The following is a 26,406-nucleotide window of genomic DNA, read 5'->3' as shown; positions in this document are numbered from 1 at the left end:
GCATTCATTATCACAACCCACAGGATGGTTTGCAAGCGATTTACCAATGATACCGGTAACAAGATGGCTTACTCAAAAAGTGTCATCAAGGCCGCCGTGTCGGTAATCCATCTATTGATATGACAAAAGCACCCGGTTCAACCAATCAAAACTGAAACGGGTGCTTGCAGATTGCTTACATTATTTTTTCACATAAATCAGAAAACCATTGGGCGCCAATTTCTTTTCGTCCACTCCTTGTTTCATCAAGATGTCTGTTTTGTGCACATGCTTTATTGCTACCGGTTTCTCGCCGAAATTAAAGACGCCGTGCAAATGAATGCCGCGATGTTTGCGGACTAAGTGGACCAGTCCGGTGATGTCGGCCACTGTCCGCCAATCGGTCGTTCCTTTACTGATGACTGCAGCGTACTCCTTCCGCAGTGCAATCAGTTGCTGGAAGAACTTCAGCATGTCTTGATTTTGTTTCTTGGGATCCCAAATCATACATTTGCGGCAATCGGGGTCTTCGTGCCCGTCAATGCCGACTTCATCGCCATAATAGACACATGGCGAACCCTTCTGCAAATACGTGAAGGCCTCAGCCTGACGCATTAAATCCGCATCGTCGGCACATTCTGTGAGCAAGCGCGGGGTGTCGTGGGAATCCAAGACATTAAACATTACTTCGGTGGTTTGATCCGCGTAGAGCATCTGTTGCTGATTCAGCGAATCCACCATGTGGGTGGGAGTAATGTTCTTCTTGACCACTCCTTCTTTGATCAAATCGGTGTAGGCATAATTCATTACAGCGGAAAATTGATCCCCTTGCAGCCACGGCTGAGATGAATGCCACACTTCACCTAGGATATAGAATTCCGGTTTAGCTGCATGACATACCTCGGCAAATTTGCGCCAGAAATGGTGATCCACTTCGTTGGCGACATCCAGCCGCCATGCGTCAATATCAAAGTTCTCGATCCAATACTTGGCTACTGTCAGCAAATACTCCTGAACCTCTGGGTTGGCGGTATTTAACTTCGGCATGTGGGGCGTGTTCGCAAACGTATCGTAAGTGATGTTTTTGGCTTCTTCAAAGTCATCCGTCTTTTCATAACGCGCAGGGAAAGAATGGACATGGAACCAATCCGCAAACCGCGAATCCTGACCTTTAGCCAAAACATCTTGCCACTGATAGGATTGATCGCCAATGTGATTGAAGACAGCGTCCAGCATAACTTTCATCCCCCGCTTGTGGGCAGCTTCGACCACTTCACGGAATAAATTCTTATCGCCAAAGTCGGGGTCAACTTCCAAATAATCAATGGTATCGTACTTATGATTGGAATAGGCCTTGAAGATGGGACAGAAATACAGACCGTTGATTCCTAGCTTCTTTAAATAATCGAGATGGTCGAGGACCCCTTGCAAATCGCCGCCGTAAAAGTCAGTCCGGCCAGGATGTTCCTTACTGGCCCAAGGCAGCGTCCCTGCCGGATCATTCGTGGGATCACCATTCGCAAACCGCTCTGGAAAAATCTGATACCATACTGTGTTCGATACCCACTCAGGCGCTTTGATGCGATCGATGTCGTGAAAATATGGCAACCGGAACATGGACGCGTGTTTAATCCCTTCTGGCGTGCCTGGGAAAAATCCCTGGTCACCGTAGCCAATCGTCGCGGGTTTCTTGGCCGTATCCGTTAATTCAAACCCGTATTGCAGCCGATGAGTGGCAATGCTCACTGCCACGCCCCAATAATCATACACATCCGTCCGTGCAATAATCTGCATAGGAGTCCGTTCGTAGCCCCACTCACTTTCACCGTCCCGCTTCACTTGACTGTAGGGATCCCCCCATAAACAGTCCACCTGGGCGATGTCATTTCGTTTGGTCCGCAGACGTAAACGCAATTCATCAGTCGTATAAAGACTGGCGTACTCGCTTTCCGGGCGATGATAGATTGCTGCTTTTTCCATAGGTTATTTACTCCCCTTCTTAATTGTTAAAACCGCACTACTCCATGGGCCGAGCGTCAACTCCGCCGCCGTTTGGTGCACGGCACCTACCGTTAATTGCTGGACAGGTGCCTGGGCCCAGGCACGGGGTACTGTCACGGTGTGCCGCGTATCACTAATATTGACCACGACCAAAGCAGTTTCCACACCCAGCGTGCGCGTATATGCATACAACCACGGAGCCCAATTTTGCAATTGCCAATTACCGCGGGTAAAAAGCGGCGTTTGTTTCAACGCAAACAGTTGCTGGTAATGGTGCCATACACTGTCGGGGTCCGCCATTTGCTTGCTGACCGGTGTGCCATCCTGACTCACTGCCAACCACGGGGCCACTTTCGAAAAGCCGTGACCAATGTCGTCTGACCACGGCAATGGCGCCCGGGCAGTCAATTTATGGGTGGCATTGACATTTTCTAAAATCCGCTCTGATGACCACCCGGCGGCCTTCGCCGCATTGGCAAAGGCTGTCACTGTGGGATCGCCAAACGCGGCTAGGCTGGCCAAGGTGCCATTGCTTAGGCCCAATTCATCGCCGTAATACAGTACTGGCAAACCGCGTTGGAGATACATCAAAGTGGCTAAGGACTTTGCTGATTGTTGGGGATAACGGTGACTGCCCATGCGGGTCGCCACCCGAGCCATATCATGATTTCCCCAGTAAAGTGTGAGCCGCCGCGGCGGCAATAGTGTTTGCTGCCAATCAGTCATGACTTGCCGAAAGGCCAGCCAATCCAGCCTTTGGGGTTGATAATCCGCCGGCACGGCATCTCTTTTGGCCCGTGGTTTCGTGGGAAAGTATCGGAAGGAAATAACCGCATCCGCCATGTTGGCGGCCGGTCGCGTATAGTCTGCGGCCAAATTCACCGTGGCGCTGGCCGCTTCGCCCAAAATAAATAGATCCGGGTGGTTTGCTTTCACCCCAGCGACAAATTCGGCCAAATACGGCTGAACAGCTGGCAAGTTAGCAAACATACCTTCTGCCACGACTGGATCTGCACCATCACTCGGATAATTTTGATGCAGATCAGCCTTCGCCAAATGAATGAATGCATCCAACCGCAGCCCGTCAATGCCCAGATCCGCCCAGTAATTGGCCACCTTAGTCATCTCTTGCCGCACTTGAGGATTGTGCCAATTTAAATCCGGCATCCGTCTTTCAAATAGATGAAAATAATAGCGATCCGCCACGGTGGGGTGCTGAGCCCACACGCTGCCGCCAAAAAACGAGCCCCAATTATTCGGCAACTGACCGTCAGCACCGTGGGCCCAAATGTAATAATTATAGTAAGGATTCTTTGGCCCTTGCAGGGCGCCTTGAAACCATGGGTGCTGATCCGATGTGTGGTTTAACACCATGTCCAGCACGATCCGCAAGCCGCGGCGATGAGCGGCCTCGATCAATGCTTTGAAATCGGCCAAAGTCCCCAGTTGCGGATCAATGGCATAAAAGTCGGATACGTCATACCCGTTATCCACTTGCGGAGATCGAAAAATTGGATTCAACCAAAGGGTGTTCACACCGAGTTGTGTAAAATAATCTAGCTTCTCAGTAATACCGGTCAAATCACCGATACCATCACCGTTGCTGTCTTTAAAACTTTTGGGATACACCTGATAAATAATGGCTTGGTCGTACCATGCTGCCATGCGTCATGCCCCTCTCTTGCTCACTGCATTCACCTTAAGCGAAAGCGTGTGCAAAGGCAATTGGTTAGACCCATGTTATCGGTAACACAAGGCATTATTTGGCGGGTAAAGATTTTGGTGCCCGAGTGGTCCCTCGGGGGACCAAGGTGGAAACAAAAACTTCATGTCCCTGGGGCGAACCGTTTTCCTCTATCTTACGCAGCACCATCCGGCCGGTTTCGTAACCCATCTTCTGGACAGGCTGACGGATGGTGGTCAGTTGCGGCGAACCGATCCGATCCAAAAAGACGCCATCAAATCCGATCACCCCATAGTCCTCCGGAATTTTGCCGCCCTGACGTTGAATGGCCCGTTCCACGCCAATCGCCAAGCGATCTGAGGCGCACACAAAGCAAACATTCTTTGGAAATTTTGTAAAATGCTTGGTAATCAAATCATCCGAAATGTGAGAGCGATTATCCACTCGATAAATAATAGGCGGGGCATGGTGGGCCGCCATCGCCAATGTGTACCCTTTTTCTCTGGATTCGGCAAAGGAGTCGGGCAAATTGATGCCCACAAAAACGACTGTCGTGTACCCGCAAGTAAAAGCATAATTCGTACTCGTCCGCAGTCCCAGGAGATTGTCGGTATCGACATAATCAAAGCCCATTTGATTTTCGCCATATAATACGATGGGCTTTTCAACAGTTTCCAACCACCCATAGTCCTTATTTCGCATCCCAGTCACCACATACCCGTCACAATTCCCCACCTCTAAGCTATTCTTGGTGACCAATTGCAGTGCGTAGTTTTTCTCATCTAAAGCATCCGCTAACCCGGCCAGTAAACTCATATAATAGGGCTCCACCGTGTCCATCTTTTCTAAAATAAAGAGTTTCACGATCTGGGTCCGATTATTGGCCAGTGCTTTGGCGGCGATGTTTGGTTGATAATTCAGCTCGCTCATAGCGGCATAAACCAGTTCCCGTAACTCTCGGGTCACCTTCTCGGGGTGATTGATCACTCGGGATACGGTCATCTTGGACACATGGGCTTTTGCTGCCACGTCACCTAAAGTAGCCACGATCCCATCCTTCTTTCTCACCACGGTATCTTGCACCGTTGATTTGTTTGTATTAGGCTAGTTTTATTCACATTAGGAGTTGATTAAATGTCGAAAACAATTACCGCCGAGCAAATTGCCAATTTTGCTCAGCAAACCCAGGCCCAGCCAGCTGTCTCAGCCTTGGCCGGGGCGGTCCAAAAAAATGGCATTTATGCTGCCAGTTATAATCACACCAGTGCGACTGCCCTTGATCCCGTTTTTTCTGTCGAGATCAACACCGGGGCGGTTAGCAACCAGAAACACTCTGGCCGCTGCTGGCTGTTTGCGGCTTTAAACATGCTGCGCCACGAGTTTGCCCGGACCCATCAGGTCAAAGACTTCGAGTTGTCCCAAAATTACGACTCCTTCTATGATCGCTTAGAAAAAGCCAATTGGTTTTATGAGCAAATTATTTCGAGCGCGAAACTTCCACGCACGGATCGGAAAGTGGCTAAGCTCTTTGCTGCTCCGGATGATGATGGCGGTCAATGGTCTTACGCAGTGGCGATCACCCAAAAATACGGGGTCGTGCCAAAGAGCGTGATGCCGGAAACCACCAGCTCAGAAGCCACCGCCCAATACTCGAGTGTTCTGAACACCAAGTTGCGCAAAGACGCGATCATGTTGCGTCAAATGATCCAAGACGGTGCCAGCACTGCTGCCATTGATGCCCAAAAGCAAAAATTCATGACTGCGGTGTATCGGATCACGGCCTATGCCTTCGGTGAACCGCCTAAGGAATTCACTTATACATACCGGGACGATAATCAGCAGTATCACACCATGCATACCACGCCCCAGGCGTTTTTACAGCAGGAATTCAAACAAAACCTAGCGGATTACGCCTGTTTTGCCAGTAGTCCCCAAAATGACAAGGCGGTAAACACGCTATACACCGTGGACACCCAAGGCAATGTTGTCGGCGGGACGCCTGTGCGACTGCTCAATGTGGCGCCGGATCGGTTGAAGGCGTTGTGTATCCAACTACTCAAAGACAATACCCCGATTTGGTTTGGCTGTGATGTGCTGGAAAATATGGACCGCGTCGCCGGTGCTTTATCCGGCAATCTCTACAATACGGACGACCTATTCAGCATTCACGTCAACCGGGACAAAGCCCTGCGTCTGGATACTGGACAGGGTTCAGTATCCCACGCCATGACACTGACGGGGGTGGATCTCATCAACGACCAGCCCACCAAATGGAAGGTGGAGAACTCCTGGGGCGATAAGAACGGTCACAAAGGCTATTTTACCATGGATGACGCCTGGTTCGATGCCTACGTCTACGAAGCGGTTATTCCCACTAAATACATGAATGCTGCAGAAAACAAAGCATGGCAAGGTCAACCAACCATTTTGCCCGCCTGGGACGCTCTAAGCTAACCGGCCACCGGTTGTCAACATTGCCCTTTGCGGGTAAGATGGAATCATGTCTATTGGCATTCTTATTTTGTGAGAAAGGCCGGACGCATATCAGATTTTTTTCAAGGAGGTCACTCTTTTGGCAAAAGAAATTACCGCCCAGGATATTGCTGGGTACCAAGATGTAGTTGCACACACACCGAAATCCGGTGCTTTACAGAATACTGTGATGAAAAACGGTATTTTAGCTTCTAGTGAAAACATGGCCAGTCAAGTGGCAATGGACCCCGTCTTTTCAGTTGAAATTGACACCGGTTCGGTTGCTAACCAGAAACAATCTGGCCGTTGCTGGATGTTTGCCGCATTAAACACAATGCGCCACCCTATCCAAAGTCAGTATAAGTTGAAGGGTTTTGAGCTTTCACAAAACTACACCAACTTCTGGGACAAGTTTGAAAAATCCAACTGGTTCTATGAAAACATCATCACAACCGCCGCTTTACCTTTAGGCGATCGGAAAGTGGACTTCTTATTAGCCACACCGCAACAAGATGGCGGCCAATGGGATATGTTGATGGCTTTGATTGAAAAATACGGCGTAGTGCCTAAGAGTGTCATGCCTGAAACTTACAACTCTTCCAAATCCAACGAACTCAACGCTACGTTAAACCTGAAGTTACGTGCTGACGCCGTTGAATTACGCAAGATTATCAACGAAGGCGCCGACGATACCCAAGTGCAAGATACCAAAGATAAGATGCTGAGCGAAGTTTATCGTATCTTGGTTTACAGCCTGGGCAATCCCCCGACTAAGTTCGACTGGGAATACAAGAACGACGATGGCGAATATACCCGGGATACGGAATTGACTCCCCAAACTTTCTTCCGGAAGTATGTGGGCTGGAATACACCGGATTACATCTCCATCATCAACTCCCCGACAGATGACAAGCCATACAAGCATGATTACACCGTTGAATTCTTAGGTAACGTGGTTGGCGGTCGTCAGGTTCGGCACTTCAACTTGGATATTGATACATTCAAGGAATTAGCCGTTAAACAATTACAAGCTGGCGAAACAGTCTGGTTTGGTTCTGATGTCGGCAAGAGTTCCGAACGGCAAAAGGGGATCATGGATACTGATTTCTATCATGTCGACGACCTCTTCGATGTGGATCTGTCCATGACTAAGGCCCAACGCTTGGATTACGGCGAATCATTGATGACCCACGCCATGGTATTAACTGGTGTCGATCTGGTCAATGGCAAACCCACCAAGTGGAAAGTTGAAAACTCTTGGGGCGACAAAGTCGGTGAAAAGGGCTACTTCGTCATGAGTGACAAGTGGTTCGATCAATTTGTCTACCAAGTTGTCATCAACAAAAAATTCTTATCCGCAGACTTAAAGCAAGCCTTCGAAGCAGAATTTGATCAACCCAAAGTCTTAGCACCTTGGGATCCAATGGGTGCATTAGCACTGTAAGCAACTAATTCTAGTGGGGCTGGGATATATTTTCCCAGCCTCTTTTTTTCGCTGTGAAACCATGCTGTGGCAAGCCCAGGATTGCTGTCGCTTGGCCTTAGCCTATGGTACACTAGCGTCAATAACTCTTAGATATTGGGGTGTGTAATCGTGAAAAACAAAGCGGCCGGTCTCAAGGACAAGGAAAAGGCCCTGAGCCGACTATCCATTGGCGGCCTGCTCGTCACACTGGGTGTGGTCTACGGTGATATTGGGACTTCGCCACTCTACGTAATGAAGTCTATCATCGAAGGCAACGGCGGTATTACCCACGTCTCCGATGACTTTGTGGTGGGCAGTGTGTCGCTGGTCTTTTGGACTCTTTTCTTAATCACCACTGTCAAATACGTCTTTATTGCCCTGCGCGCTGATAACAACGGCGAAGGCGGTATCTTTGCACTTTATACCTTGGTCCGCAAACGAGCCAAGTGGCTAATCATTCCCGCTATGATCGGCGGCGCCACCCTGTTGGCTGACGGTATGTTAACACCTGCCGTGACTGTCACCACAGCCATTGAAGGGTTGAAAGGGATCGCCGTCGGACCCAGCGTTTGGATCACGTCCCAGCACCAGGTAATTTTCACCACGATCATTATCCTTACTGTGCTGTTCGTGATTCAACGTTTTGGTACGCAATTGATTGGGAAAGCCTTCGGGCCGATTATGTTTATTTGGTTCACGTTCATTGGCGTATTGGGCTTACTAGCCACACTGCAGGATCTAAGCATTCTGCGCGCATTGAATCCGTACTACGCCATTCATCTGCTGGTGTCCCCTGAAAACAAGAACGGGATCTTCATTCTAGGGAGTATTTTCCTAGCCACTACTGGGGCAGAGGCGTTGTATTCAGATATGGGCCATGTCGGTCGGCGCAATGTCTATGGTTCTTGGCCGTATGTCAACCTCTGTTTAGTCCTCAATTACATGGGTCAAGCAGTGTGGATTCATCAGAATAATACGTCGCAAGTCTATCAAAAGATGGCCGACTTCAATCCCTTCTTTGAAATGATGCCGGACTGGCTGCGCCTGTTTGGTATTTTAATTGCCACCATGGCCGCTATCATTGCGTCTCAAGCGCTAATTTCCGGCAGCTACACGCTAGTTTCCGAAGCAATCAAGCTGAAGATTTTGCCTCGATTGAACATTTCTTATCCCACAAACCAAAAGGGCCAATTATATATTCCGGTGGTCAATTGGGTATTGTGGGCCGTGTGTATTGCCATTGTCTTCTATTTTCAAACTTCTGCCCATATGGAAGCCGCTTATGGCTTGGCCATCACGATCACCATGCTGATGACCACAATCCTGCTCTTCACTTGGCTGCGCAGCAAGAAAGTCAACTCTGGCCTAGCCGGTTTAATGTTGCTGTTCTTTGGCAGTATTGAAGTGATCTTCTTCATCTCCAGCGCCGTGAAATTTGCCCATGGTGGTTATGTCACTGCTCTGATTGCAGCAATTTTACTGACGATCATGTTTGTCTGGTACTATGGCGACCAACTCAAAAACCAAGACACATTCAGATCCGACACCGTTTCGTTACTGGCATATAAAAATCAACTGGCCAGTCTGCGGGATGATGGGGACTACCCCACTTTCACGACCAACTTGGTGTATATGACCAAGGTGCAGGATGGTAATCGGGTCAACAAAGACATCTTGTATTCCATTTTGGATAAACGACCAAAACGAGCGCAAGTGTACTGGTTTGTTACCGTCAACGTCACCGATGAACCCTACACAACTGAGTACACCACGGAAACATACGGAACCGACTTTATGGTTAATGTCCAACTCTATTTGGGCTTCCGAATGTCCCAACGGGTCAATGTTTTCCTCCGCCAAATCATTAATGAAATGATGGCCCGGGGCGAACTTCCCCGCCAGCCGCAACGGTACACCACGATCCCCGATCGTAACGTCGGTGACTTCTCCTTCGTGTTAATCCAAGAAGAACTATCACCAGAAACGCAGATTCCGACCTGGGAACGGATGATTATCCAAACCCGCTTAGCCATTCAACGCTTCACCGTTACCCCGGCCACTTGGTTCGGTCTAGAATACGCCGATGTCATCACCGAACACGTGCCGTTGATCCTAGGCAAGATCTCGTATGCCATGCTCAAACTCAGCCGCCGGCACAAACCAAATCCCGACGAAGAAATTGAGGACGACGAAACAGAGAATTAGTTGATTACCCGTACGAAAAACGCACGCCAATCTCCAAAAGAGATTCAGCGTGCGTTTTTCTATGCTTGAAAGCAAATTGAACGGTATAACGCCGTATCTAGTGCCAATGCGGAGCAAGCGAAGGTGGCAGGGGGCTCAGTGGTGGGAACTGCAATAAACCTGGCCTGCACTTGGCCAGGTTTATATGCAGTTAGGCGACTTTGAGACCGCGCCCCTCAGCGGGCTCAAAGCGCCGTCACCACGTTCCAGCCCCCTGCCACCGCAGCTTGTGGAGCGTTGGCACGGCGGGTAGGCACCAACCAACATCAGTCGTCCATGATCTCCTTATCCACAACAGCTAGATGCTCATCCAGCGTGTAAATAATCGGCACACCATTCCCCACTTCCACATTGTTAATATCCTCGTCATTGATCTGATCCAAATATTTAATCAACGCCCGCAAAGTACTCCCATGCGCCACAATCAACTGATTCTCCCCCGCTCGCAAATGCGGCACGATCTCGTCCCAATAGTAGGGCGCCACGCGTTCCCAAGCCATCGACAGTGATTCGCCCCGGGTTAGGATAGAAACCGGGTAACGGGCATACATCGGCTTGTGCTCCGTGTGGGCAAGCAACGGCGGAATATCCGTGAATCCCCGCCGCCATTTAGCCACCTGGGCCTTACCAAACAGCTTCCGCGTATAATCCTTGTTCAATCCGCGCAAAGCGCCATAGTGCCGTTCGTTAAGCCGCCAAGACTTATGAATCGGCAGGTAAAGTTGGTTAATTTCGTCCATCACAATATTGGCTGTCACAATCGCCCGTTGCAAAATAGACGTGTGGACAGCGGTGTATTGATAATTCAAAGTGGCTAACTGCTTTCCCGCGAGAGCGGCCTGTTGCCGGCCCTTAGCCGTCAGCGGCACATCCGTCCACCCGGTATATGTATTTTGCTGGTTAGCTGCACTTTCACCATGACGCAATAACACCAACTTGACCATAACAAACTTCCTTTCAGTCCTGGGAATTGGAACGACTCGGCAACACCTCGTCTTTTCACTCCATGTTGGCTAGTTTATCCTATTTTTCACCACAAAAAAAGCTTTATCAGCGTACGTTTCCACTGATAAAGCGAAAATCAACTTGAACCAATGCGCTTGGTTTACAATCCCGCACTGTTCACTTAGTGCTCTTCGAATCCTTCTTTGCTGTGTCCCCGTCTCCAGATTCTTCATCCTCAACAGGTTTTTTCGGGGCACTTTTAGTCACCCGAATGTGTTTGAAATTGATGATCGTCTTATCCTTCAAGTCAGTCACAATATTTTGATCCGCCTGTTGGTAGGAATCAATACTGATCAACGCCGAATTGGTGTAAACCTTCATGACCGTTCCTTTGAAGCTCATGGGGACGTCAACACTTTTACGTACTGTTACTTTATCGCCCACACCGATTTTTTCTGCTGCCATGGCTTAATCTCCCTTCTCCATGTCTTCATTCTACATCATGCACCGCAATGGAGAAAGCGAGCACACTTTGAAAAGACTAAAAAAACGGTACTGATCCGCGAGAGATTAGTGCCGTTTGCTTGTTATTTATCTCTGACTGCTGCGAGGATGCCCTCTGCTTATTAGTAGTCTGCCACGCGGGACTTGGTCACTGGGGAGCAATTAATCTTAATCGGTCGATCGAGATTAATGGTGTTTGAATATGCTCGTAAAATGTACATCTGCATATCCATCTTGGCTTCCTTCTTTGACATATTGTGACAAATCCGTTCTTCAGAAACGGGACGCCCAGTACTGTCCTGGAAAAATCCAGTGACCTGATAATCCTGAACGCGACCACCAAACAACATGACGCTACCTCCTAGTCGATTGACTCTTCGTCAACCTAATTAATATCCATCTCGTCTAGATGGTGAAATGACAGGCAGACACTCTGCCTATGTACAACCATGTAAAGCACGCGTCCCCAAAACGTGACACGATCTTTACCACTTCTTTACTAATCACAAATAGAAGTTATATCACCTTTTACGGATCGAATCAATACCCATAAGCCATGTATGTTTTGGGGGCAGCAGCTTCGTACTTTAAGCGCTGACAAGCGCGCTTAGAAATCACCGTGCGGCCCACTAATTCCTGGACATTCCAGCGGTCGCGGGGGTCGAATGCGACGATTTGTACCAGATAGCTGTTCTCGTACCGTTTTAACACCCGGGCGTGGAATGGATATTCCATATTACCGGTGGCAGGGCAGTGAACATTGTCGCCAACTTTAATTGATTTCATTGTGGGTCTCTCCTTCCAAACTGATTAAACTTATATTCGCATAGTGGAGAGGAAATGGTCAACACCCTTTCTTATCGTTTTGATAACAATAATCGAAACAATTCAGTTGGTTATTGTGACAAAATAAAAAACCAGCCCTGGTTACCAGGACTGATTGCGATTGTGCCAAACGCTTATAACTGTGCTTGAAGAGGTTCGAACTCTCGACCGACGGTTTAGGAAACCGTTGCTCTATCCAGCTGAGCTACAAGCACATGCTTCTCCACTATAAAGAAGCAAAACTAATTTGTAAAGACTTACTGCGCGGCGGATTGATCGTCCGCATGGTACTCTTCTTCCATCTTGGCCAGCATCTTTTTGAAATTGCGCTTGCGTCCCCAGCCAAGTAAAAGACTGGTCAGCATGTCATTGGCCGCTTGCAGCCCCCCCTTAGAACCCATATCTTCCGTATAGGTCAAACTCGTATGCTCATTGTCTACCGCTGTGAGCGCATAGGTGACCGTGTACGTGTTTTTGTCCGTCCGGGTCTGGTATTCATACCGTTCGTTGGGAACCAGGTCCATAATCTGCAACGTCGCCTTCTGGTGATTGGCAAATGTTTTCGTGTAGGTTAACCCGGCCAATTGATTTTCCCGTAACGGTTTACCCGTGGCCTTGCGTGCATCAAACAAAACCGATTCCAAGATCTTGTGCCACAAGTACGGTGCGGGCACCGCCAGCGTTTTAGTGATCTCCATCGTCGTGGTGCTCCTTTCCGTGTGCTTCCTTCTGTTTGGCCTCGCGTCGACTGGCCACGAGATCATAGACCCCGATGGCCACGACAAACGCGCCGCCGCCCAGCCACCAATAATTCAGGTGGGTATCCGAGCCATAAAGCGGGCTAAAGACAATCATCAAAAAGCCCAAGCTCATGACGAACAAGCTGCGTTTCCGCATTACTTTTCAACGCCAGCTTGGAAGAAGAGCACGGAACCCCACTTTTCAGCCTTAATGGCCTTCTTGGCATTTGCTGCCGCAGCGGCCAAATCTTCAGCGTCTGTGTCGAAGACCAGCTTCATACCATTCTTGGACTTCAGCTTGTAGTGAATCCCGTTGACGGTTTGGTCATCCAATAACGCAATAATTTGGTCCTGTTGAATCGGTGCATTTAAGAAAATCATTTAATTACCTGCTTTCTATATAGTCAATAAGTAGAATAAGGGTCGGGACATCTGTCCCAACCCTCATTATATCAAAACATTTGCAGTGTTAGCGATTTAGTCCACTTGATCCGGCTTAATTCGATTAGAAGCAATAACGAACGGCGCCCAAATCAGGAAGCCAACGGCAAAGTTCACCAACTGCAATACTGGTGCCCGCCAGTCGGCAGTGGCCAAGAATGAGTTGAACAACGGCGGAATATTCCAAACGACTTGGTTCTTAATTGGTGCCACTAAGCCGTGGGTCACTGCAAAGTATGCAATGGAAACCATGACTGCGGGAGCCAATACGAATGGAATGAAGTAAATCGCATTCAAGACAATCGGCAAACCAAACATCACTGGTTCGTTGATGTTGAATACGCCTGGCGCAATGGCTAATTTCGCCACTGCACGTTCATCCGGCCGCTTGGAGAAGATAAAGATACAAATCAACAGGATTAAAGTACTGCCTGCGCCACCCATCCATGCATACAGGTCGAAAGATGTCCGAGTCCACAAGTATGGCAGCTTAGCACCTGGATTAGCTGCTGCAGTGTTGATATTTTGGTACTGCGCAGTTAACCAAATAGCATCCAAAATCGGTCCCAATACGTTGGTCCCATGAATACCAAAGAACCAGAAAATTTGTACCAGTAAAGTTAGCAACAATACCATGCCGTAACCCTGAGAAGCGTGCAGCAATGGTTCCTGAATGGCTTTAGCCACCCAGTCAACGAATGCCATGCTGGTCAGTTTAGTGAATGCCCAAGTAAAGATACCAACGACGTAGAATGCAGCAGTAGCGGGAATAATCGCCGCGAATGCTTGGGTCACTGCAGGCGGCACACCGTCAGGCATCTTGATCGTCAGGTCTTTCTTCATTAAGAAGATGAAGATTGCCCCGGCGACACCACCGACGATCATGGCCGTGAAGAGCCCTTGGGAACCAAAGTGACCATTGAAGTTGAAGAACCCCCAACCAGTCGTGGCCATGTTGTGCACCATCTTACCGGTGGCTGGATCTTTGACAGTGGATAACACCGCCCCCGCTTCAGTCAACGTTTTGGCGGCAGCCCCGGTAATTGCCCGCGGTAATGCGGTCGTAACAGTGGCTGCTTGAGTTAATGCCATTAGGAAGGAACCCAATGTCACAATGAGCCCAGATAAAGGCTCAACCCCATATTGTTTAGCTAAATGATAGCCCAGAGTACCGGCAAAAATAAGTCCAATGACGGCAATCGTCCCAGCCTATACTTGGCCGTTAATGCCAATGAGCCATTCCATTGCTTTTGGAATTCCTGTCCAGCCCATTTGATTAGGAATGTCCCGCACAAATGTGTTTAAGATCAGGGCAACAGAACCAGCCATGGTAGCTGGCATCGTCGCGATAAATGCGTCACGCAAGGCAACTAACCAGCGAATTGAGCCAATCTTCGTTGCGACTGGCACGACATATTTCTCTAGCCAGCGGATAAGTCCATTCATGATTTTTCCTCCTTGTTTCTCCTCAACAACCGGACTAAATTTGCCCGATTGCCGCAATTTTTGGCAAAACAAAGACCACTAATGTGTTCATGGCTAAGCAGTGCGCTAAAAATGTCCAGCATGCGCGACATTTAACCGCACCGCTTAGACCACTCCCCCATTAGTGGCCCTTATTCTGTTGTTTCTGAACCTACCAAATAATAAAGATAGGCGATCAGACGAATTGATGGTGGATCAGCACTGGGACACCCATTGTCTGCTCTCCCCGGAGTACTCAGCCAATGACCAGTGTTCATCACACGCGATCAACGAACAGTGACGTTCGTTGTTCTAGAATAATTATTTGTCGGCTTTTTTGTCGAGTTGTTTGTATAAATCAACAATTTCGCCAGCCAAATCACGGAATGTGATGGCATTCATAATATGGTCTTGTGAATGTACCATCAGTAATGTGACCTTCACATGATTACCCTTGGCTTCTTCTGTCAACATCCCGGTTTGGGCGTTATGAGCGTCCGTCAAAAAGTTATCTGCTTCTTTGAGCTTGGCATCAGCAGTCGTGAAGTCGCCTTTCTTGGCAGCCATGATTGCTTCCATTGAACTGCTCTTGGCGTTACCACCGTTGATAATCAGACCCATAACAGCTTCCATGTTATCGTTTTCGTCAGCCATTGTGTGCACCTCCATTTTGTTTGAACCTTTCCCACTCATCAAGCATAACACAGTGGAAAAACGCCCATCAATAATAATACCAGCATTTACCCTGCTTTTGGGAACGAATTCAGGGTTTCTGAAAATAACAACTTTGGTCTAGACCAGATGCCTGACACCGCGCCATTTCTAAAAATGTAACATGTTCCTTTTGGGAAAACCCGATGTTTTCATAAAGGTTTCACGGTGTCAGCAAGAGTCAATCACCAATGTTTTCCGACATTTTTCTTGTTTCGCCAACGCTGTTTCCGTTTGTTGTGACTTTTTGCGGCCGTTGGCTTACGGGCGGGCATTTTGTCACTTGCGGGTCGCGTACGGGCCCGGTCGTGCGAATCAGTGCTTGGGGTGTTTTCATCATTGGTTTCATCATCCTGCTCGCGCTTCTTGACCAGAGGCTTCTCCGCCACCAGTGTGACCGAATCACCCAACAAATGTCGCAAATCCCGTAGATCATGGTCATTGCCCATATTGTAGACGGTACCAGACTCACCCATTCGTCCTGTGCGCCCAGTACGATGAATATACGTGGTGATATTGTTTGGCAATTCAAAATTTACCACGGCGGTGACATCGGCGACATCCAGGCCCCGGGCAGCCACATCGGTAGTCAGCAATAAATTTGTCCGGCCGCGTCGAAAGTCTCCCAACGCTTCGGCCCGTTGTACCTGCCGGCCATCTGTCGCCAGTAAACTATAGGGCACATGGGTAAAGCGCAAGCTGCCGGCCACTTTCTGCATAATGTGTTTATGATTAAAAAACACAAATACCCGCTGGTGCTTTTCTCGACCCAAGCGTTCTAAGAATTGCACTTTTCCTTCAAACTGCCGATCTAGCAGGTAATGGGTCACTGGACCACGGGTATCATCCGTCTTTATTTCGTCGAAGACTTGCAGGTCCGGCCAAAATTCTCGGAACGCAGCGATGTCGTCATCGTTGCGGGTAGCAGAAAAAAGGCCTAAATTAGCCCCCGCCAGCAAACCATCTTGCCGCATATGGCGAATCGTGGTGATGTCCTCTGTTTCGAAGGAATCAAACTCATCCACGATCACTGTCTTAATATCAACTAACCGTAGCTTGCGTTCGTCGATCAAATCCGCTAGGCGGCCTAATGTCGCGACAATCACGGCGGGTTTGCCTTTTAACCGATCAATCTGGCGTTGGCGGTTGGCGCTGCCGATCAAACCCAATACACCGAGATTCAAACGGTGCGCCAAGGGGGTCAACACATCCCGAATTTGGATTGCTAACTCTTGGGCAGGCACAATAATCAATAATTGCGGGCCAAGATTAGGGACCAGCCGAGTCAATACAGGTATACCGTAGGCCAAGGTCTTGCCCGAACCTGTGGGGGCAATACCAACCACTGATTGCCCCGCCAGTAACGGATCGCTCACAGCCCGCTGAATCACCGTTTGCTCGGGAAATCCCGCTTCTTCCCATAATGTCGTCACTGCACTATTCATCTATGGGCACCGCCTCTACATTGACTGGGAACTGAATCCCGGCGTCTTGACGCATGGCAAACAACACTTCATTCACCCGCGCTGACAACTGCAATAAGTCGGCGAAGCGCGAGCGGTCTTTATCTTGAATGATGGTGGCAAAATCATGCAGTTCTGGCCCCATGCCATTGGCTGGTTGCGCAGTACCCAAGTCTGTATAATCCTCACCGTTACCGTGATACAAACGCACTGATGGCAATTCAGCAATATTTTCTGTCCAAAGCGTATCTTTGCCTAAATAGATTTCAGAAGGCAAGCGGCTCTCAACTGTTTTATCCGGTCGCAACACCACATTAAAACCGTTGTAATCCAGCCGACCGATACCGCCACCATCGACCCCGCTCTCCAACATAGTCGGTAAGTAATGCGCTGCTAATGGTTTGCCGAACAGCGCCACGGCAGCGTACACCAGATAAACCCCCAGATCCTGCAGCGCTCCGCCCGCAAAGCGCGGACTGAAGATGTTTGGCGTTTGCCCCGCTAACAAGGCATCATATCGGCTGGAGTATTTGGCATAACTGAATGCCGCCCCAGACACTTGGTGACCCTCAAGCGCCTGTTGCAGGCGCTTGAAATTCGGCGTGTGAATGTGCCTGGCCGCCTCAAAATAATATTGCGTTGGCCGGCTGTTTAAAATTCGCTCAATTTCTGCGAACTGGGCAGGGTTGGTGAATGCTGGTTTCTCCGTGATGACATGTTTACCCGCCAATAACGCAGCTCTGGTTTGTTGGAAATGAAGGGAGTTGGGGGATGCAATGTAAACAATGTCCACCGCCGGATCCGCCAACACCTCAGCCAAACTGGTTTTCACCGGCACATCGGCCGCACCGGCCGACTGCACTAATTGTTCACCATGGGCCTGGGTCCGCGAATAAACCGCCACCATTTTGGTCAGCGGTTCTGCTTGAACGGCTTGAATAAAGGCGCCGGTAATGAAGCTTGTGCCAATCGTTGCAATTCCTAACATCGTAAACATCCTTTCTTTAATGGTCCTGTGTTCTTTTGTAAGCCCTCTGCAACAAAAGCATGGTATGATGAATTTAAGAAGGAGGGTCAGTGATGCGGTCGTTGAATATCTTGACGAACTTGAAACATGCGGTTCGTCACCTTGTGCCCAAAAGGCGCACAGTTAAGGCACCGGCACCAGATTATGCCCAGCATTTTATTGGGAGCTGGTCGTTTTTAGATACCAAGACCCACCACAATCATCTGCTTCAGATTGCGCCGGACCTCACCATTCAAATCGACGGTCAGGAAATTCCTGGTCATATCACCGGTTTGGATGCCAATGCGTTGACCTTTTTGGATCACTTTGGGTACCAATTGGTGGTCCACACAAACGGTCATGGTCCGGTCAGCATCTATGACGAATCCAGCAACTTGGACTATCCAATCACCGCCGCTGCGGCGCATTCTAATCAACAAGCGTAGTGCCAAACTGTTGACGCCAGTCATGGCTGTTGCCGTTAAACGTGATAAGGGGTAAGGCAGTATTGTGGGGGAAATTACCTCTGCGGAAAAACAAGACTCGGTTTTGCGTCTCCTGTTGATCTGTGATCCAGAGGTTGAAATGTTGCTTCAAGCCATATTTTTTAGCTAATGTACTGGAGGTGCGGACGATCATGGATCGCCCGTTTTTTTGTAATCCCGTTTGCATCGCCGTCAATACTGTCAGCACCCGCGTTTGGTTTGGCGGGGTGGATTCATAATCCCCGTAAAGACTGAGACTCACCACCACGGGCAGTGTCCCCCACTGGTTACCAACCGCTTTTTGTAAATTAGCCAACTGGGCTTCAGGAGTCGTATCGAAACTGAGCGCATGTTCCACCCCCACGGCCAAACCTGCACCCTGGGCACTGGCCATATTTTCTGTGACCCGATCGTCTTGATAACTGGCTCCCTGGGCTGCATGCACATAGACAAACTTGGCCCCCGTCTCTTTTATTGTGGGAAAATCCACGCTCCCGTCGGTTTGACTGACAAAGGTACCATTCACTGGATATTCGCCAGTGGTCAGCGATACCGGTGCCAAGTGCCGCCATAATAGCCAACCGGCGAGCAGCACACCACCAATAACCAATAACCACCAGCCCCAATGGCGGCGAAAAGAATTCGCATAAATTGGTGCGGGACGCCGCAAGTTGAATCACCTACCTATTTTTCTTGCAGATCTAACCGCGTCACACTTTCAATGTGCGGCGTTTGTGGAAACATATCCACCACTTGGGTGGGACTGGTAATGGCGTATCCCAAATCTTGAAAATGCACCAAATCCCGTGCCAAGGTTGCTGGGTTGCAGCTCACATAAATGATTCGCGGCACATTCATTTCTTTCAAGACATCAATGAATGACGAAGCTAAGCCCTTCCGCGGCGGGTCGACAATACAGACATCGGCTTTGATCCCCGCCTTTTGCCAACGCGGCAAGACCGCCTCTGCTGTCCCCACGGTGTATTCCGCATTATCCACATGGTTCAAATGGGCATTGGCTTGCGCATCTTTGACGGCGGCCGGAACAACTTCCATGCCGTATACATGCTTGACCTGCGCGGCGATCGTCAACCCAATGGTTCCAATCCCAGAATACGCATCAATCACGGTTTCTTTGCCGGTGAACTCCGCCAGTTCTTGGGCAATATGGTACAACCGCGGTGTTTGGGTCGAGTTAATTTGGAAGAAGGACTGGGGCGAAATCTTGAACCGCCGCTCCCCAATCTTGTCTTCGATATAACCAGGGCCACTGATCATTTGATTCTTGTCACTTAAAATGACATTGGTATTCTCGCTATTGACGTTCCACAGCAACGTCGTCAAATCAGTGACATTGGCCTTGATCAGATCGGCAGCTTGGCGCAATGCTGGAACAACCTTGGTCACGACCAGGACCACCATCACTTCACCCGTCGCTCGTCCCCGCCGTACCATAATATGGCGTACAACCCCGCGATGAGTCCGTTCATCATAAGCAGCAATGTCTAGGTCCCGTAGAATATCTCGGACCGTCACGATGATTTCATCGATCCGTGGATCCTGAATGAAGAAATCAGTCATCGGTACCAATCGATGGCTGCGTTTGCGATAAAAACCAGTCGTTAACTCGCCGTCAATCATTTGGACTGGAATCTGCGCCTTGTTGCGATAACCTGTTTGGACGGGGCTAGGCAGTGTCGGCAGCACTTTGACAGCCAGATGCTGCGCGGCAAAAAGATGTTCGACTTGTTGTTGTTTAAATTTCAATTGTGCCGCATATTTCAGATGTGCCAACGGGGCAATACCGGTTTGGAGATAATCGGTAAACTCCCCTTCGACGCGATCTGGACTGCTCGTCAGCCGTTTCACCAACTGAGCAAAGCCATATTGCTTGTTCGTCTTCGTCACCTGGACTGTGACTTCCTCACCTGGCAACGCGTTTTCGACAAACAGTGGATAACCATCTTGTTTGACGACGCCCATGCCTTCATAAGTGAGATCGGTCACGGTGCTGGTCAATTGATCACCACGGTGCACTGGTACGATTGTTTTTGCCAAAGTCATATTTCCCTTCTTTTTACAAACAAGGCTGGGACAAAAGTCATCGCCGACGCGCCGTGCCAAAGCTGCGCAATCTCCGGCTGAATGAGGCTGGAACGCTGTGACGGCGCTTTGAACCCGCAAAGTGCGCGGTTTCAAAGACGCCTAACAGCATCAGTGAAACCGGCCCACTGTGCTGTTTCCACAGCTGAGCCTCATTCAGCCTACGATTGCTTCGCATTGGCACTGGATACATCAGGATTCGAACTTTTGTCCCAGCCCACCATCTTTACTTATTTTTATCAGAATTGACTTCCTGATCGGGATCCTTGAGGGTTCTTGCGGTCTCAATCAGCTTTTTCTTTGCCTCTTGAGTCGCAATTGCCTCGTCGGGAATATCGGCCACATTGGCAAATGCCTGGATGTGCTGCTTCAAGTTGACGAAGTGCATCGGGGCATCGCCGCCATACTCCCCATCTAAATTCACTTTCAACTGCTCGCCATGGGGCGCGGCCACATCTAAGTGTCTGGTCTGGGTGTAGATAATCCGGTCATCATTGACATGCCGACCGCCGGTAAGAACCATCGTTAGTAATTGGACAATTTCCACCAAATTCGCTGTCTTGACGATCATCAACGTGAATTGACCATCGCCCAGTACCGCATCCGGTGCGATTGTTTCCAAGCCGCCAACGGAATTAGTGAGACTCAGGAAGAACATGGACGCCTCGCCATCGTACTCGCCATCGTCATAAGCCAGATGCATTGGAATTGGCCGCATCCGGGGAAGCATTTCTGCCCCCTTTAAGAGATAAGCTAAATATCCCAGTGCCGACTTCACATCGGATTGGACCTCATAGGTGAGGTCCATCATATTGCCGCCACCGGCAATGTTCACGAAATAGGTATCATTGGCCCTCCCGATATCAACACCGATGTGTTCACCCTTGGCAATTACCTTGGCTGCACCCACCGGGTCTTCCCGCGGAATCTTCAATGCCCGGGCGTAGTCGTTGGTGGTGCCCACCGGAATGATGCCTAACATGGGCCGCTTGGGCAACCCAGCGATGCCATTAACGACCTCGTTAATGGTCCCATCGCCGCCTGCTGCGACAATTAAGTCGAAGCCGGCCTCAGCCACCCGGGCCGCTTCTGCTTCCGTTGATCCCTCTTGGGGTCGCGTGCGGAAGGTGCTGCTTTCGTACCCGGCATCCTCCAGGACAGACAGGACACCCGCCACGTTGCGTTCCATAATCTCATGACCCGAGACCGGGTTATAGATTAAACGCGCCCGCTTTACCATAATCATTCAATCCTTTGTGTGTTTTTCACCAGTAACCACTAATTTAAACTTCAGTGTTTACCGTTTCTTCAATTCCGTCATCAAAATCTTGTTGACCACTTGCGGATTGGCCTGCCCGTGGGTTTGCTTCATGATTTGTCCCACTAAGAAGCCGACCGCGCGATCTTTACCATTCTTGAAGTCTTCGATGGACTGACTATTATCATCCAAGACCTTCGTAATGATCGGCGTGAGCACAGCTGGATCAGATTGTTGAACCAGACCCTTTTGTTCTACCCAGGCCTTAGGTTCGCTGCCGTTCGTAATGGTTTCTTGGAAGACCTTCTTGGCAATTTTAGAACTGATGGTGCCGTCCACGATCAGCTTAATCATCGTGGCCAAGTTAGCCGGAGTCAGTTTGGTATCCGGCAAATCAACTTGTTGATCATTCAAATACGCGTTCACGTTCCCCATCAACCAGTTAGCGGCCAATTTAGCATCAGCACCGTCTTTCACTGTTTCATCAAAGAAATCAGACATTTCCTTGGTGGCAGTCAGTACGCCGGCATCATATTCTGGAATACCAAAGTCGTTGATATACCGCTCACGACGCTTGCTGGGCATCTCTGGAATTTCACTGGCTATTTCATCAATCCAGGATTGGGCGATATGGAAAGGCGGAATATCTGGTTCTGGGAAGTAACGATAGTCATCGGAACCTTCCTTCACCCGCATCAGGATAGTCGTTCCTGTGGGTTCATCAAACCGCCGAGTCTCCTGGCGAACTTTGCCGCCGGCCATCAATACTTCAGCCTGCCGTTTGGCCTCAAAGGCTAGGCCGTCTCGGACATGCGCAAAGGAGTTCAGATTCTTCAATTCGGCCTTGACGCCAAATTTATCGGTTCCCGCGGGGTGAATGGAAATATTCGTGTCCACCCGCATAGAACCTTCTTCCATTTTGACATCGGACGCCCCGGTAAACTGAATGATTTGCCGTAACTGTTCCAAATACGCATAAGCCTCTTCAGGCGAAGCAATGTCTGGTTCCGACACAATTTCAATCAACGGGGTACCTTGCCGGTTTAAATCCACATAGGAATAACCGGAGTCACCATGGGTATTTTTACCGGCATCTTCTTCAACGTGCATTTCGTGAATGCCGATTTTTTTCTTTTTACCGTGCACATTGATTTCGATCCACCCATTGGTAGCCAGCGGCTTCTCTTGCTGAGTAATCTGATAAGCCTTGGGATTGTCGGGATAGAAATAGTTTTTACGGTCAAAATGGGTGTCCCGAGTCACTTGGGCATGCAGCGCCAGGGCGACCATGATGCCTAAGCGATAGGCATTGTGATTTACCCGCGGCAAAACACCGGGAAAGCCAAAGTCAATGACGTTCACATTGGTGTTGGGCTTGGCTCCGTAAGATACCGGTGAGGGAGAAAACATTTTGGTTTTCGTCTTTAATTCCACATGGACTTCCAGACCGATCGTGGTTTCAAAATTCATCCTAGTTGTCTCCCTTCATTGCTGTCGGTACTTGTTTATAGAATTCCGTCGTCCGTTCAAAAGCATCGGCAGTCTTAAAGATTGTGGCTTCGCCTAAAGGCTTCGCCATTAGTTGCAAACCCACAGGCAAACCATCAACTAGTCCAGCGGGTACGGAGGCCGCTGGAATACCGGCTAAGTTTGCTGGAATCGTCAGGATGTCATTCATATACATCGTGACGGGGTCATCGACCTTTTCACCAATCTTAAAGGCCGGTGTCGGCGTAGTGGGACCCACGATTAAATCGTAATCCGCAAATACATTGGTAAAGTCATCTTGGATCAAGTGGCGCACTTTAGCCGCTTTATTGAAGTAGGCATCATAAAAACCAGCCGACAGGGAGAACGTTCCTAACATGATCCGCCGTTTGACTTCATCGCCAAAACCTTCAGACCGGCTGCGCACATAGACATCTTCCAAGTTCTTCACATCTTCGGCCCGGTAACCATAACGAATACCGTCAAACCGTTGCAAATTCGAACTAGCCTCAGAGGAAGCAATCAGATAGTAGGTCGGTACCGCATATTTCGTGTGCGGCAAGCTAACGGTATCGACGGTGGCACCTAATTTCTTCAAGGTATCCACGGCTTTTTCGATCACATCCCGAACACCTTGAGCGACACCTTCACCCAGATATTCTTCCGGAATAGCGATGCGCATGCCCTTGATATTACCGTCCAGAGCCGCCAAATAATCCGGTACAGGATCCGGCAAGCTGGTGTCATCATTATCATCATGACCAGCAATCTGTTGTAATACAATGGCGGAATCCTTGACACGCCGAGTCAATACCCCAATTTGGTCCAAAGAAGAACCAAAAGCAATCAACCCCCACCGGGATACGCGACCGTAAGTCGGCTTGATCCCGAAGATGCCATTGAACGCTGCCGGCTGGCGAATTGAACCACCCGTATCGGAACCCAGGGCGGCGACGACTTCACCAGCTGCGACCGCTGCCGCCGAACCACCAGACGAACCGCCCGGCACCCGGTCCAGTGCCCAGGCATTATGGGTGTTCCCATAGTGAGAGTTTTCCGTGGAAGAACCCATGGCGAACTCGTCCAGGTTGGTCTTGCCAACCAATACCGCACCGGCTTGTTGCAAACGCGTCGCCACGGTGGCGTCATAGACTGGAATAAAGTTATTCAAAATCTTGCTGGCGGCGGTCGTCTTCACGCCGTTGGTAATGATGTTGTCTTTCAACGCAATGGGAATGCCAGCCAGTGTGTCAGCCGCACCAATCCCCTTTTCGTCCGCTGCCGCTGCCTGTTTTTCAGCCACTTCAGGTGCCACAGTAATGAACGCATTCGTTTTTTTGTCCTTGCTGTCAATAGCTGCCAATGTATCCGCCGCCAATTGTGCAGCAGTCGTTTTTTTGTTGACTAGATCATCGTGGAGACTCGTGATGTCAGTCTTTAAGTAATCCGTGCTCACGCTTCGCCCTCCCCGTTATCCAAAATTGAAGGAACCTTGATCAAGCCGTTTTGCTTCTCCGGCACATTCTCCAGTAATTGATCCCGGGTTTGCCACAGCACTGGTTTGTCTTCCCGGAAAACGTTCTTCAAATCGGTGACTTGATACAACGGGGTGGTGTCGCCCACATCCACTTCATTCAACTGGTCTGCCATTGCCATAATGTCTTCCATTTGTTTGGTGAACGCGGTGAGTTCTTGGTCAGTGAATTGTAATTTCGCTAATCCCGCCACGTGGGCCACTTGGTCACGATCGATCATGCACTTCATCCTTTCCCGCGAGTCAGCGGAGATGTGGAAAAGCTTGCCGCATCGCCGTCTGCTCGAAAATCTCATGCTTCATTTTAGCATACTTTGGGGTTTGGGTTTGGGGACTGCCGTGCCAAAGCTGCGCAATCTCCGCAATGGCACTAGATCCGCGGATAGTCCTAGATTTTTGGTCAGACGCAAAAAAAAGCAAGACCATGACAGCCTTGCTCTTCAAAGTGAGATTAATAATTCTGCAGCACATTCGTCGTGAACTCTTTTTCGCCGCTATTGCGGGTAATTAATGCCTGGGTCGTGTTCACGCTGGATACGATGATTTGAATGGGCGCGTTGCCGGGCAGGAGTTTGTTGGCTACGGATGCGACATAGTTGGTGAAACTCATGATCTCTGTTTGCCCGTAGAACTGGGTCTGAATGTTGACCGTCATTTGGGTTAAGGCACCATCCAGGTAATGGACACTGGCGGTCACGCCGGAGAGATTCGGGAAGAAGTTTTGTACTTGTGTTTTGAAATTGTTAAACGCTGTAGCGTCCGCTGAGTTAATTGGCTTTTGATTGTTAACAGTGGGTAATACACCAGATTGTTGATCCACGCTATCCCACTTATCGATCGTTTTGCCAGTGGCTGTGGCTTTGGCAATGAACGAACCGGACACCAAACTGTCCTGTTCAGCCAATGAATAAATCGTCACAAAAATCGGCACGTTGCCAACGTTGTTCTTGGCGCGTAGGCGATCCACAATTTCTTGTGCCATGGTCTTACCCTCTTGCAGTTGCTTGTCTTTGTTGACCTTGGTTTGGAACGTGGCGCCGTATTGCTCTTTTTGATAATAATCCACGGCATTCATGCCCAGTGCAATGCTGATCCCACCTAGACTAAGCTTACTGCCGGAACCCGTCATGTAGTCCTGTTCCACCATCGTGCCTAAATATTCCGGCACTCGTTTGTCTGGATCAGTTGACCCATTGGCCTCGGGATTTAATCCCGTGGCGTTGCTTTTACTCTTTCGACCTAACCAATTTTTGACATTGGCTGCCGAAATGTATTGACCCTCTTGGAAGGTATATTTATTGGGGGAAAAGACATCTTGGGATAACTGCATTAAACCAGTTTCCATACCCTTTACGTCCAGGGCATTGTTGGCATAATCGGCCGCCACTCCCCGAGCGGCACTGGTTTTATAGTGTCCTTCGGTAACCACACTGTTGTATCCGGTGGTACTGTAATTGCCAGTCGTTTGCACCTTCCGATTACTGGTCGTTCCCGTGCTGGCAGTCGATGAACTGTTGGTCAATTGGCCGCATCCACCAAGGACTAATAATAAAGCAACGGCGAATAGCGCCAAACTCCGTTTCCACATCACATC

General features: G+C 49.3%; 24 protein-coding genes, 1 tRNA gene and 1 pseudogene. 4 read left to right on the top strand and 22 right to left on the bottom strand.

The window, feature by feature from the left end; all coding sequences use genetic code 11:
* Positions 1-180: 180 nt before the first annotated feature.
* From FD09_RS10320 to FD09_RS10310, 3 genes are all read right to left on the bottom strand, one after another.
* Positions 181-1,959 carry a glycoside hydrolase family 13 protein gene (locus FD09_RS10320; RefSeq protein ID WP_057821068.1) on the bottom strand — a complete coding sequence of 593 codons (1,779 nt, stop codon included), beginning with the start codon at positions 1,957-1,959 and terminating at the stop codon, positions 181-183.
* A gap of 3 nt (positions 1,960-1,962) precedes the next feature.
* Positions 1,963-3,645, bottom strand: a complete 1,683-nt coding sequence (locus tag FD09_RS10315) for an alpha-glucosidase (RefSeq protein WP_057821066.1) — start codon at positions 3,643-3,645, stop codon at positions 1,963-1,965.
* A 94-nt stretch (positions 3,646-3,739) separates the two neighbouring features.
* A complete protein-coding gene (locus tag FD09_RS10310; protein WP_057821064.1) occupies positions 3,740-4,711 on the bottom strand; it encodes a LacI family DNA-binding transcriptional regulator in 972 nt (323 codons plus the stop codon).
* 87 nt (positions 4,712-4,798) lie between these two features.
* On the opposite strand from FD09_RS10310, the gene FD09_RS10305 reads away from it, so the two are divergent.
* From FD09_RS10305 to FD09_RS10295, 3 genes are all read left to right on the top strand, one after another.
* Positions 4,799-6,118: a C1 family peptidase gene (locus FD09_RS10305; RefSeq protein WP_057821062.1), complete on the top strand. Its 1,320-nt coding sequence runs from the start codon at positions 4,799-4,801 to the stop codon at positions 6,116-6,118.
* A gap of 118 nt (positions 6,119-6,236) precedes the next feature.
* On the top strand, positions 6,237-7,580 hold the full coding sequence (locus tag FD09_RS10300; RefSeq protein ID WP_057821060.1) for a C1 family peptidase: 1,344 nt from the start codon (positions 6,237-6,239) through the stop codon (positions 7,578-7,580).
* 150 nt (positions 7,581-7,730) lie between these two features.
* Complete coding sequence (locus FD09_RS10295) at positions 7,731-9,806, top strand: KUP/HAK/KT family potassium transporter (protein WP_057821058.1); 2,076 nt, start codon at positions 7,731-7,733, stop codon at positions 9,804-9,806.
* A 305-nt stretch (positions 9,807-10,111) separates the two neighbouring features.
* On the opposite strand, the gene FD09_RS10290 is transcribed toward FD09_RS10295, so the two are convergent.
* The 12 genes and pseudogenes from FD09_RS10290 to FD09_RS10235 form a co-directional block, all read right to left on the bottom strand.
* Positions 10,112-10,789 carry a 2,3-bisphosphoglycerate-dependent phosphoglycerate mutase gene (locus FD09_RS10290; protein ID WP_057821056.1) on the bottom strand — a complete coding sequence of 226 codons (678 nt, stop codon included), beginning with the start codon at positions 10,787-10,789 and terminating at the stop codon, positions 10,112-10,114.
* A gap of 178 nt (positions 10,790-10,967) precedes the next feature.
* Positions 10,968-11,255, bottom strand: coding sequence for a hypothetical protein (locus FD09_RS10285; protein WP_057821054.1), 288 nt, complete (start codon positions 11,253-11,255; stop codon positions 10,968-10,970).
* Between the two features lie 161 nt (positions 11,256-11,416).
* Positions 11,417-11,644, bottom strand: coding sequence for a hypothetical protein (locus FD09_RS10280; RefSeq protein ID WP_057821052.1), 228 nt, complete (start codon positions 11,642-11,644; stop codon positions 11,417-11,419).
* Positions 11,645-11,834: 190 nt separating this feature from the next.
* Positions 11,835-12,080: a hypothetical protein gene (locus tag FD09_RS10275; RefSeq protein WP_057821050.1), complete on the bottom strand. Its 246-nt coding sequence runs from the start codon at positions 12,078-12,080 to the stop codon at positions 11,835-11,837.
* Positions 12,081-12,260: 180 nt separating this feature from the next.
* A tRNA-Arg gene (locus tag FD09_RS10270) sits at positions 12,261-12,334 on the bottom strand.
* 42 nt (positions 12,335-12,376) lie between these two features.
* Positions 12,377-12,817, bottom strand: coding sequence for a DUF3284 domain-containing protein (locus tag FD09_RS10265; protein ID WP_057821048.1), 441 nt, complete (start codon positions 12,815-12,817; stop codon positions 12,377-12,379).
* A complete protein-coding gene (locus FD09_RS16320) occupies positions 12,804-13,016 on the bottom strand; it encodes a hypothetical protein (RefSeq protein WP_057821046.1) in 213 nt (70 codons plus the stop codon). The genes FD09_RS10265 and FD09_RS16320 overlap by 14 nt, the downstream gene beginning before the upstream one ends.
* On the bottom strand, positions 13,016-13,240 hold the full coding sequence (locus tag FD09_RS10255) for a hypothetical protein (protein WP_057821044.1): 225 nt from the start codon (positions 13,238-13,240) through the stop codon (positions 13,016-13,018). The genes FD09_RS16320 and FD09_RS10255 overlap by 1 nt, the downstream gene beginning before the upstream one ends.
* A gap of 96 nt (positions 13,241-13,336) precedes the next feature.
* Positions 13,337-14,746 (bottom strand): annotated as a pseudogene (locus FD09_RS10250) (PTS sugar transporter subunit IIC).
* 339 nt (positions 14,747-15,085) lie between these two features.
* A complete protein-coding gene (locus FD09_RS10245) occupies positions 15,086-15,418 on the bottom strand; it encodes a PTS sugar transporter subunit IIA (RefSeq protein ID WP_057821042.1) in 333 nt (110 codons plus the stop codon).
* A 242-nt stretch (positions 15,419-15,660) separates the two neighbouring features.
* Positions 15,661-16,920: a DEAD/DEAH box helicase gene (locus FD09_RS10240; RefSeq protein ID WP_057821040.1), complete on the bottom strand. Its 1,260-nt coding sequence runs from the start codon at positions 16,918-16,920 to the stop codon at positions 15,661-15,663.
* Entirely contained in the window at positions 16,913-17,926 is a 1,014-nt protein-coding gene (locus FD09_RS10235; protein WP_057821038.1) for a Gfo/Idh/MocA family protein, read from the bottom strand. The genes FD09_RS10240 and FD09_RS10235 overlap by 8 nt, the downstream gene beginning before the upstream one ends.
* 92 nt (positions 17,927-18,018) lie before the next feature.
* Between FD09_RS10235 and FD09_RS10230 the strand changes: the two genes are divergently transcribed.
* Positions 18,019-18,390 (top strand): DUF4828 domain-containing protein, encoded by a 372-nt coding sequence (locus FD09_RS10230; RefSeq protein ID WP_057821036.1) that lies wholly within the window; start codon positions 18,019-18,021, stop codon positions 18,388-18,390.
* Here FD09_RS10230 and FD09_RS10225 read toward each other — a convergent pair.
* From FD09_RS10225 to FD09_RS10190, 7 genes are all read right to left on the bottom strand, one after another.
* The gene (locus FD09_RS10225; protein ID WP_057821034.1) at positions 18,374-19,099 is read right to left on the bottom strand and encodes a GH25 family lysozyme; all 726 of its coding nucleotides are present in this window, start codon (positions 19,097-19,099) and stop codon (positions 18,374-18,376) included. The genes FD09_RS10230 and FD09_RS10225 overlap by 17 nt on opposite strands.
* 14 nt (positions 19,100-19,113) lie before the next feature.
* Positions 19,114-20,493, bottom strand: a complete 1,380-nt coding sequence (gene rlmD / locus FD09_RS10220) for a 23S rRNA (uracil(1939)-C(5))-methyltransferase RlmD (protein ID WP_057821032.1) — start codon at positions 20,491-20,493, stop codon at positions 19,114-19,116.
* A 265-nt stretch (positions 20,494-20,758) separates the two neighbouring features.
* Positions 20,759-21,772 (bottom strand): diacylglycerol kinase, encoded by a 1,014-nt coding sequence (locus FD09_RS10215; protein WP_057821031.1) that lies wholly within the window; start codon positions 21,770-21,772, stop codon positions 20,759-20,761.
* Between the two features lie 57 nt (positions 21,773-21,829).
* Positions 21,830-23,260 carry an Asp-tRNA(Asn)/Glu-tRNA(Gln) amidotransferase subunit GatB gene (gatB, locus tag FD09_RS10210; protein ID WP_057821028.1) on the bottom strand — a complete coding sequence of 477 codons (1,431 nt, stop codon included), beginning with the start codon at positions 23,258-23,260 and terminating at the stop codon, positions 21,830-21,832.
* A 1-nt stretch (position 23,261) separates the two neighbouring features.
* Positions 23,262-24,734: an Asp-tRNA(Asn)/Glu-tRNA(Gln) amidotransferase subunit GatA gene (gene gatA / locus FD09_RS10205; RefSeq protein WP_057821025.1), complete on the bottom strand. Its 1,473-nt coding sequence runs from the start codon at positions 24,732-24,734 to the stop codon at positions 23,262-23,264.
* Positions 24,731-25,033: an Asp-tRNA(Asn)/Glu-tRNA(Gln) amidotransferase subunit GatC gene (gene gatC / locus FD09_RS10200; RefSeq protein ID WP_057821023.1), complete on the bottom strand. Its 303-nt coding sequence runs from the start codon at positions 25,031-25,033 to the stop codon at positions 24,731-24,733. Before gatC ends, gatA begins: the two co-directional genes overlap by 4 nt.
* A gap of 230 nt (positions 25,034-25,263) precedes the next feature.
* Positions 25,264-26,400: a CamS family sex pheromone protein gene (locus FD09_RS10190; protein ID WP_057821141.1), complete on the bottom strand. Its 1,137-nt coding sequence runs from the start codon at positions 26,398-26,400 to the stop codon at positions 25,264-25,266.
* Positions 26,401-26,406 lie beyond the last annotated feature (6 nt).

Origin of the sequence: Schleiferilactobacillus perolens DSM 12744, from assembly GCF_001435585.1 — a bacterium.
Lineage (GTDB): Bacteria > Bacillota > Bacilli > Lactobacillales > Lactobacillaceae > Schleiferilactobacillus > Schleiferilactobacillus perolens.
Note: the sequence above shows the minus strand (reverse complement) of the source record. Positions and strands in the feature narration are given on the sequence as shown.

Bases quoted from the DNA above. Each gene is read 5' to 3' on its own strand.
- FD09_RS10320 (WP_057821068.1), bottom strand. From the start codon at position 1,959: ATGGAAAAAGCAGCAATCTATCATCGCCCGGAAAGCGAGTACGCCAGT.
- FD09_RS10315 (WP_057821066.1), bottom strand. From the start codon at position 3,645: ATGGCAGCATGGTACGACCAAGCCATTATTTATCAGGTGTATCCCAAA.
- FD09_RS10305 (WP_057821062.1), top strand. From the start codon at position 4,799: ATGTCGAAAACAATTACCGCCGAGCAAATTGCCAATTTTGCTCAGCAA.
- FD09_RS10290 (WP_057821056.1), bottom strand. From the start codon at position 10,789: ATGGTCAAGTTGGTGTTATTGCGTCATGGTGAAAGTGCAGCTAACCAG.
- FD09_RS10285 (WP_057821054.1), bottom strand. From the start codon at position 11,255: ATGGCAGCAGAAAAAATCGGTGTGGGCGATAAAGTAACAGTACGTAAA.
- FD09_RS10280 (WP_057821052.1), bottom strand. From the start codon at position 11,644: ATGTTGTTTGGTGGTCGCGTTCAGGATTATCAGGTCACTGGATTTTTC.
- FD09_RS10275 (WP_057821050.1), bottom strand. From the start codon at position 12,080: ATGAAATCAATTAAAGTTGGCGACAATGTTCACTGCCCTGCCACCGGT.
- FD09_RS10265 (WP_057821048.1), bottom strand. From the start codon at position 12,817: ATGGAGATCACTAAAACGCTGGCGGTGCCCGCACCGTACTTGTGGCAC.
- FD09_RS16320 (WP_057821046.1), bottom strand. From the start codon at position 13,016: ATGCGGAAACGCAGCTTGTTCGTCATGAGCTTGGGCTTTTTGATGATT.
- FD09_RS10255 (WP_057821044.1), bottom strand. From the start codon at position 13,240: ATGATTTTCTTAAATGCACCGATTCAACAGGACCAAATTATTGCGTTA.
- FD09_RS10245 (WP_057821042.1), bottom strand. From the start codon at position 15,418: ATGGCTGACGAAAACGATAACATGGAAGCTGTTATGGGTCTGATTATC.
- FD09_RS10240 (WP_057821040.1), bottom strand. From the start codon at position 16,920: ATGAATAGTGCAGTGACGACATTATGGGAAGAAGCGGGATTTCCCGAG.
- FD09_RS10235 (WP_057821038.1), bottom strand. From the start codon at position 17,926: ATGTTAGGAATTGCAACGATTGGCACAAGCTTCATTACCGGCGCCTTT.
- FD09_RS10230 (WP_057821036.1), top strand. From the start codon at position 18,019: ATGCGGTCGTTGAATATCTTGACGAACTTGAAACATGCGGTTCGTCAC.
- rlmD (WP_057821032.1), bottom strand. From the start codon at position 20,493: ATGACTTTGGCAAAAACAATCGTACCAGTGCACCGTGGTGATCAATTG.
- FD09_RS10215 (WP_057821031.1), bottom strand. From the start codon at position 21,772: ATGGTAAAGCGGGCGCGTTTAATCTATAACCCGGTCTCGGGTCATGAG.
- gatB (WP_057821028.1), bottom strand. From the start codon at position 23,260: ATGAATTTTGAAACCACGATCGGTCTGGAAGTCCATGTGGAATTAAAG.
- gatC (WP_057821023.1), bottom strand. From the start codon at position 25,033: ATGATCGATCGTGACCAAGTGGCCCACGTGGCGGGATTAGCGAAATTA.
- FD09_RS10190 (WP_057821141.1), bottom strand. From the start codon at position 26,400: ATGTGGAAACGGAGTTTGGCGCTATTCGCCGTTGCTTTATTATTAGTC.